The sequence below is a fragment of the Spirulina sp. CCY15215 genome (genome assembly GCF_016888125.1).
Lineage (GTDB): Bacteria > Cyanobacteriota > Cyanobacteriia > Cyanobacteriales > Spirulinaceae > CCY15215.
In genome coordinates this window covers 1-330 of sequence record NZ_JACSWA010000254.1, presented here as the reverse complement: position 1 = coordinate 330, position 330 = coordinate 1, and the positions used below count along the sequence as shown (strand labels likewise).

Genomic DNA, 330 nt, shown 5'->3' with positions numbered 1-330 from the left:
TAAACGCCGCCCATTTATAAGGAAACTCCCCATTTTTCCACATTTGCAACTGTGCTTCTCGCAGGGCAGAAACAGCATCCAATCCATCTTCTAACATCTGTTCATAATAATCGGTCATTAAGTTAGCAGTTGCCGCATCATTCACATCCCACAAACTCACTACGACCCGTTTTGCTCCTGCATACATAAAACCCCGCGTCAAACCCACTACTCCTTCCCCGCTAACCGCTTCCCCGATGCCCGTCTGACAAGCACTGAGAACCACTAACTCGGCATTGAGATCGAGGTTATAGATATCTTGCAGCCGCAATAGTCCATCTTGACTGTTGC

At 47.6% G+C, this 330-nt stretch carries 1 protein-coding gene; it reads right to left on the bottom strand.

Features of this window, described 5'->3' with window-relative positions; all coding sequences use genetic code 11:
• Positions 1-330, bottom strand: a 330-nt coding sequence (locus tag JUI58_RS27550) for a CHAT domain-containing protein (RefSeq protein WP_204102145.1), incomplete at both ends; no start/stop codon positions are given.